The sequence below is a fragment of the uncultured Sphingomonas sp. genome, from assembly GCF_913062585.1.
Taxonomy (GTDB): Bacteria; Pseudomonadota; Alphaproteobacteria; order Sphingomonadales; family Sphingomonadaceae; genus Sphingomonas.
The window spans coordinates 22207-28955 of the sequence record NZ_CAJXWX010000036.1; the positions used below are offsets into that span (position 1 = coordinate 22207).

The 6749-nt window shown below is 68.1% G+C and carries 5 protein-coding genes; 1 reads left to right on the forward strand and 4 read right to left on the reverse strand.

The features are described from left to right. Positions 1–3: 3 nt before the first annotated feature. Positions 4–786 (forward strand): arginyltransferase, encoded by a 783-nt coding sequence (locus tag QZ546_RS17065; RefSeq protein WP_294240262.1) that lies wholly within the window; start codon positions 4–6, stop codon positions 784–786. Positions 787–1155: 369 nt separating this feature from the next. Here the strand turns inward: QZ546_RS17065 and QZ546_RS17070 are convergent, their stop codons facing one another. From QZ546_RS17070 to QZ546_RS17085, 4 genes are all read right to left on the reverse strand, one after another. Then, a complete protein-coding gene (locus QZ546_RS17070; RefSeq protein ID WP_294240265.1) occupies positions 1156–1938 on the reverse strand; it encodes a transglutaminase family protein in 783 nt (260 codons plus the stop codon). Further along, positions 1938–2873, reverse strand: a complete 936-nt coding sequence (locus QZ546_RS17075) for an alpha-E domain-containing protein (protein WP_294240268.1) — start codon at positions 2871–2873, stop codon at positions 1938–1940. The genes QZ546_RS17070 and QZ546_RS17075 overlap by 1 nt, the downstream gene beginning before the upstream one ends. After that, positions 2873–4366, reverse strand: a complete 1494-nt coding sequence (locus QZ546_RS17080) for a circularly permuted type 2 ATP-grasp protein (protein WP_294240278.1) — start codon at positions 4364–4366, stop codon at positions 2873–2875. Before QZ546_RS17080 ends, QZ546_RS17075 begins: the two co-directional genes overlap by 1 nt. A 207-nt stretch (positions 4367–4573) precedes the next feature. After that, positions 4574–6595: a protein-disulfide reductase DsbD gene (locus tag QZ546_RS17085; RefSeq protein WP_294240271.1), complete on the reverse strand. Its 2022-nt coding sequence runs from the start codon at positions 6593–6595 to the stop codon at positions 4574–4576. Between the last annotated feature and the right edge of the window lie 154 nt (positions 6596–6749).

Here is a 6749-nt window from a genome sequence, read left to right on the forward strand (position 1 = left end):
GCGGTGACCGCGCCTTTTCGTTTTCCGCGCTTCTTCGTCACCAGCCCCGCGCCCTGCCCCTATCTGCCGGGGCGTGACGAGCGCAAGGTGTTCACCGAACTGAACGGCGAACATGCGGGCGAGTTGAACGAGGCGCTCAGCCGTATCGGTTTTCGGCGCAGCCAGGGCGTCGCCTATCGCCCGTCCTGCGCAGGCTGCAGCGCCTGTATTTCGGTGCGCGTGGTCGCGGGCGGCTTTCGCCCCAACGCCACCCAGCGCAAGCTGCTGCGCCGTCACGCCGATCTGGAAGTCACCGCCTGCCAGCCCTGGGCGACCACCGAGCAGTTCGACCTGCTTCGCCGCTATTTGGGCGAACGGCACCCCGGCGGCGGCATGACCGCGATGGACGACAGCGACTATGCCGACATGGTCGAGCTGTCGCCGGTCCAGACGGTGCTGGTCGAATATCGCGAGCCGACCGGCCCGGACGGCGCGCGCGGACGGCTGGTCGGCGCCTGCCTGACCGACCGGCAGGGCGACGGCCTGTCGATGATCTACAGCTTCTACGAAACCCAGGACGAGAAGCGGCCGGGCCTCGGCAATTTCATCATCATGGACCACATCTTGCGCGCCCGCGCGGCCGAGCTACCTTACGTCTATCTCGGCTATTGGGTGAAGGGCTCGCCGCGTATGGCGTACAAGACCCGCTACCAACCGCTGGAAGCACTGGGTCCGCGCGGCTGGTCGCTGCTGACCGACGAACAGGCCGCCTCGGTGGCGCCGCCGCCCGTCGAAGCACTGGCTTAGGACCGATCGGCATTCATAACGCATCGTCTTTGCCTCTCCCCTGGACAGGCGGGAGGGTTAGCGAAGCTTGCCAGCGTGCTGGCTAGCGCAGCTTGGGTGAGGGGTCGAGCGAGCCCTGCGGGCTCGCACGCTCGCCCATGCGAGCGCCCACCCCTCACCCAGCTCCGACTAAGCCTTTGCTACGCAAAGACCAAGTCTGCGCAACCCTCTCCCTCTGCGAGGGGCGAGGGAAGAACGGGCATGGCCGAATGTCGATCCGGCTTGTGTCCTCTCATCCCCAGTCAGGAGAGCGCCGCAAGGGAGCCCCATTGCGGAAGCCCCCCCTCCGTCAGGCCTTCGGCCTGCCACCTCCCCATGCCGGGGAGGATATTACTGATCCTCGCCGCTCGCCTTGGCCTGCCCCCAGGGTTCCCCCGCCACCGCCGCCGCGCCAGTGGCATCGAGCGCCACCGCGACGCGGACATGCGCGTCCTGCGGGCTGAACCCGGTCGAGGGATCGAAGCCGATCCAGCCCAGCCCCTCGACATGCGCCTCCGCCCAGCAATGCGCCTGTCCCCGCGTCTCGCCGTCCCAGGCCGCGAAACCCGAGACGTAGCGCGCCGGAATACCCAGCGAGCGCGCACCGACGCAGAAGATATGCGCCAGGTCGCAAGGACTGGCCGTCTCCTCGGCGAACGCCTGTGCCGCATCCAGGCCCTTGGCGGGCACATCGCGCGCAATGGTGAAACGACGGTGCAGCGCCAGATTGAGCGCATGGAGCGCCGCGAGCGGCCCTTCCGTCCCTAGCGCCGCCTGGGCCGCAAAGGCCGTAATCGCGGCGTCGCCCGGCGTCACCGGCGTCGACCGCAGGAACAAAGCGGGCGGCAGGGTTTCGGTCGCGCCATGGATCAGGCCATGCGCATCGCTGGTCAGCACCTCGCCGGTCGCGGTGATCGTCACCGTCTCCGGCGCGCCCTCGACATAGAGCATGGTGACGGCGTTGCCGAACCCGTCCTGCCCCCGCCGAAGTCGGGCGTCGCAATCGACGTCGATCCGCCAGTGCGCCACCGTCTGGTCATCAAAATTCTCCGGCGTCAGGCGCAGCATCTGGACCATCGTCGGCCGCCCGGGGTTCGGGCGATGGACGATCTGGTGCTCGATCGCGATGCGCATCAGGCGAACTTGAACTGACGGCCGATCGCGGCGTGCAGCAGGGCATTCTCCTGAATAAAGGCTTCCAGATATTGGTGAAGCCCGCCCGCGATCACGTCGCCCGACCGCGTCTTCGTCATCCGGTTTGCACGCAACCTGGCCATACGATCCGCTTCCCCATGTTGCCCCGTTCGCCGGGCGAGTTGCCCCAGCACGTCCACCGTTTCCTCGACCGACGCCGCCAAGCTACGCGGCAGCTCGGTGCGCGCGATCAGCAGGTCGATCACATTGGCGGGCTTCAACCCGTCCGAATAGAGCCAGCGATAGGCGGTGACGGCGGACACGGTCTGGAGGATCGTCGTCCACTGATCGCGATCGACCACGCCACCGATCCGCTCGCCCGCGGGTAGCAGGATGTGATATTTCACGTCGAGCAGCCGCGCGGTATTGTCCGCGCGCTCGACCGCTTGGCCCAGCCGGATGAACCAGGTCGTCTGGTTGCGCAGCATCCGGTGGACCGCGCCTTCGAAGCCGCGCGTCTCGTTCTTCACCGCCTCGACCAGGCTCAGCACGGCGGTCGGATCATCGGCGGCGGGCTTGCCCTCGAAATGCAGCCAGGCGCGGTTGATCGCGCTCCACGCCTCGCGGGTCAGCGCGGTGCGCACCGCCCGCGCATTGGTCCGCGCCATGTCGACACAGCGGACGATCGAGCCCGGATGGCAGGTCTCGACCGTCAGGAACCGCGCGACCTCACGCCGCCGCAGTTCGCGCCCGCCCTCGGCAAAGGCGCTGGACGTGTCGGTCACGGCCAGCGCCGAACCCCAGGCAGCCAGCCCTGCCGAACGTGGTGACAGCACGTCGAGCCGGACAGTCGCCTCGACCAGTCGGGCGATGAAATCCGCCCGCTCGAAATAACGCCCCAGCCAGTAGAGCGAGGATGCAGTCCGCGAGAGCATCAGCGCACCCCCTGCGACTGGATCTGCGAATCCTGGCCCTGCACCTGGATCCAGCTTTCCGGTTCGGGATGGAGCAGGACGAAGCTGTCCTTGGTCCCCCCGCCCTGGCTCGAATTGACGACCAGCGAGCCTTCTCGAAGGGCGACACGGGTCAGGCCGCCCGGCGTCACCTCCACCCCGTTCCGGCCGGTCAGGACGAAGGGGCGGAAATCGACGTGACGCGGGGCCACCCCGCTTTCGACCAGCGTAGGCACGGTCGACAACGCCAGCGTCGGCTGCGCGATATAGCGATGCGGCTCGGCGATCAGCGCGGCGCGGAAATGCTCGATCTGCGCCTTGGTCGCGGTCGGGCCGACCAGCATCCCATATCCGCCCGACCCGTCGACCAGCTTGACGACCAGTTCGTCCAGATGGTCGAGCACATAGGACAGCGCCTCGGGCTCGCGGCAACGCCAGGTCTCGACATTCTTCAGCTTGGGCTCGGCACCCGAATAATAGCGGACGATGTCCGGCATATAGCTGTAGATCGCCTTGTCGTCGGCGATGCCGTTGCCCGGTGCGTTGAGGATGGCGACATTGCCCGCCGCATAGGCCGCGATCAGGCCGGGCACGCCCAGCATCGAATCGGGGCGGAAGACCAGGGGGTCGAGGAAATCGTCATCGACGCGGCGATAGATGACATCGACCTTCACGCGCCCCGCGATGGTACGCATCCAGACGATATCGTCATCGACCACCAGATCGGCCGCCTCGACCAGCTCGATCCCCATCGAATCGGCCAGGAAGCTGTGTTCGTAATAGGCGGAGTTGTAATGACCGGGCGTCAGGACGACGCAGGTCGGCTCGGCGACGCCGTGGGGCGCGACCGACTTCATCGTCGCGAGCAGCCGGTCGGGATAGCTGTCGACCGCCGCCACCCGGAACTGGCGGAACAGCTCGGGGCAGAGGCGCAGCATCGCCTCGCGGTTCTCCAGCATATAGCTGACGCCGGAGGGCGTGCGGGCATTGTCCTCCAGCACGAAGAAATCGTCCGGTCCGGTGCGCACCAGGTCGATGCCACAGATATGCGCCCAGACGCCGTGCGGCGGGCGCATCCCCGCGATTTCGGGCCGGAACTGCGGATTGCCGAAGATCAGGTCGGGCGGCAGGATGCCGTCACGCAGGATCTTCCGCTCGCCATAAATGTCGTCGAGGAACGCGTTGATCGCCTCGACCCGTTGAACCAGCCCTTCGGACAGGCGTGCCCATTCGTCGGGCAGAAACACACGGGGCACGATGTCGAACGGGATGATCCGCTCCGCCGCGTCGCTTTCTCCATAGACAGCGAAGGTAATGCCCAGCTGCCGGAAGGTCGCCTCGGCCGCCTGTTGGCGGCGGCGCAATTCGGTATCGGACGTGGTATCGAGCCAGCGATGCAAGGCGGATAGTTCGGGGCGTGACGCGACCGCGCCGGAGCCCCCCATGATTTCGTCGAACGCGGCGATCATCCCCATCCGGTCGTTACGCTCCCCCTTGTACCTGGGTTCCATGCTGCACCGCAGGAAGGGGGTACGCAAGGGGGGCATAGGATAAATCCTCCCCTGCAAGGGGAGGTGGCGCGCACAGCGCGTCGGAGGGGTATCCCGCTATCGAGAGGGCGACACCCCTCCGTCAGGGCTGCGCCCTGCCACCTCCCCTTACAGGGGAGGATTTAGAGGGACTTACGCCCCCAGCTTCTCCAGCATCGACGGGGTGAGGACCTGCGGCAGGACCTGCGGCTCTTTCGCTCCCGGTGCGTAATAGAGGTAGAGCGGCACCCCCGCCCGGTTATGCCGCTCGATAAAGCGTCCCAAAACCGGATCGCCATCGGTCCAGTCGCCGACGAGCACCGCCACCTTGTTGCGCTGGAACGCGTCGCGCACCGAGGATCGTTCGATCGCGGCGGCCTCGTTGACCTTGCAGCTGAGGCACCAGTCGGCGGTGAAATAGGCGAAGACCGGCCGGTTCTGCTTGCGCAAATCCTCCAGCTTCGCCTCGGTAAAGGCGGTGTCGGCGGTCGCCTTGGCGACGGCGGCGGCGGGCTTGACCGTCACGACGATCCCGACCGCCAGCACCAACGCCGCGACGGCGGGCCAGCCCGCCCGCCCCTTGCCGCCATGCTGGCGAAGGCCCGTCCACCAGAAGCCCAGCGACGCGAGCAGCGCGGCGGCCAGGCCCAGCGTCATGCCGCTCACCCCCGCCTCCTGCCCCAGGATCCAGGCCAGTGCGAGCGCGGTCAGGAACATCGGCACCGACAGGATATGGCGCAACCGCACCATCCACATGCCGGGCTTGGGCAGCCGCCGCCGCAGCGCGGGCACAAAGCCGATCGCGATGAAGGGCAGCGCGATCCCGATCCCCAGCCCCGCGAACACCGCCAGCGCGGCGGCGGCGGGCAGGACCAGTGCCGCGCCCAGCGCGCCCGCCATGAAAGGCCCCGAACACGGCGTCGCGACGAACGCCGCCAGCGCGCCGGTCGCGAACGATCCCATCGCGCCCGAACGGCCCGCAAAGGCGGGCGTCGGCAGCTCGAACAGCCCCGCCAGGTTGAAGGCGATCCCTGCGACCAGCAGCAGCAACAGGCCGATGACGCGCGGGTCCTGAAGCTGGAACGCCCAGCCCGCACTCTGCCCCCCTGCGCGCAAGGCCAACAGCACGACGCCCAACCCCACGCACACCAGCACGACGCCCGCCGTATAGGCCAGCGCCTCGGCCCGCGCATGGCGCTCGTCCCCGCCGCCCTTGGCCAGGCTCAGCGCCTTCAGGCTCAGGATCGGGAAGACGCAGGGCATGATGTTGAGCAGGAGCCCGCCCGCCACCGCGCCCAGAAACGCCAGCGCGATCGCGCCGAAGCCATGGTCCGCCCCCCCACGCATACCCGCGATCGCGCCGGGCTTGGCGGCGAAGGACAGCCCCTGCCCATCGCCGATCGACAGCACGCCCGATACCGGCCCCGGCGTCGGCACCGCGGCGGCGGGGATGGCGAGAATCAGCTGGTCGCCGCTGCGTGTCATGACCTGCGGCGCGGCATGGTCGATGATGCCGCTGCGCTCGGGGTAGAAATAGGCGTTCTTGACCGCGACCGAGGCGGGCAGCGGCACGGCGATGCGCACGCTTTTCCCTACCGTCTCGATCACCCCGTCACCGCCCAGCGGCTTGGGCAGCGCCGCGCGCCAGCGGTCGAACTCCGCACGCGTCGCGGGCGTCACCGCGCCGTCGCCCACCGTCAGCCTGGTCGACAGCGTCTGGCTTTCCGGCACGCAGATGGTGTCGGTGCACACCAGATAGTCGAGCTTGACCGTGACCGGCAGCGGCGTGCCCTTGGCCAGTCCGGCGGGGACGGCCATGTCGACGAGCAGCGTAAAGGGCCGCTCATAGACATAGTTCATCAGCCCGGCGATCTTCAGCTGTCCGGGCACCGGATAGCGCAATTCACCTGCCCGGAGCCCCTTGGGCAGCGTCCAGTGCGCTTCGGTCGGCAGGCCCGCGTCGCCGCCATTCTTCCAGTAACCGTGCCAGCCCTTGTCCGGCGTCGCGACGATGGCGAGCGTGGTCGTGCTGCCCGCCGCCGGAGTCGCGCTCTCGGCGACCAGGCGCATCGGCAGATGGATCGCGCCGGGCGCGGGCGCGCTTTCGGCCATGCCGGGGCTTGCCGCCACCAGCATGAACAGCGTCGTCATCAGGATGTAAAACCAACCGCGCATCGACCTTGCCCTAACCCCGTTTCAGGTTCCATAGCGCTCCCGTCCCCGCTTTGCATCAAGGTTGCCCATGAACTCCCTGACTGCCGCGCTTCTCGCCTCCGCCGCTCTGTTCGTCTCGCCGGCGCTCGCCCAGACGGCCAGCCCGGTGCCGGGC

Bases quoted from the DNA above. Each gene is read 5' to 3' on its own strand.
- QZ546_RS17070 (WP_294240265.1), bottom strand. From the start codon at position 1,938: ATGCGCATCGCGATCGAGCACCAGATCGTCCATCGCCCGAACCCCGGG.
- QZ546_RS17075 (WP_294240268.1), bottom strand. From the start codon at position 2,873: ATGCTCTCGCGGACTGCATCCTCGCTCTACTGGCTGGGGCGTTATTTC.
- QZ546_RS17080 (WP_294240278.1), bottom strand. From the start codon at position 4,366: ATGGGGATGATCGCCGCGTTCGACGAAATCATGGGGGGCTCCGGCGCG.
- QZ546_RS17085 (WP_294240271.1), bottom strand. From the start codon at position 6,595: ATGCGCGGTTGGTTTTACATCCTGATGACGACGCTGTTCATGCTGGTG.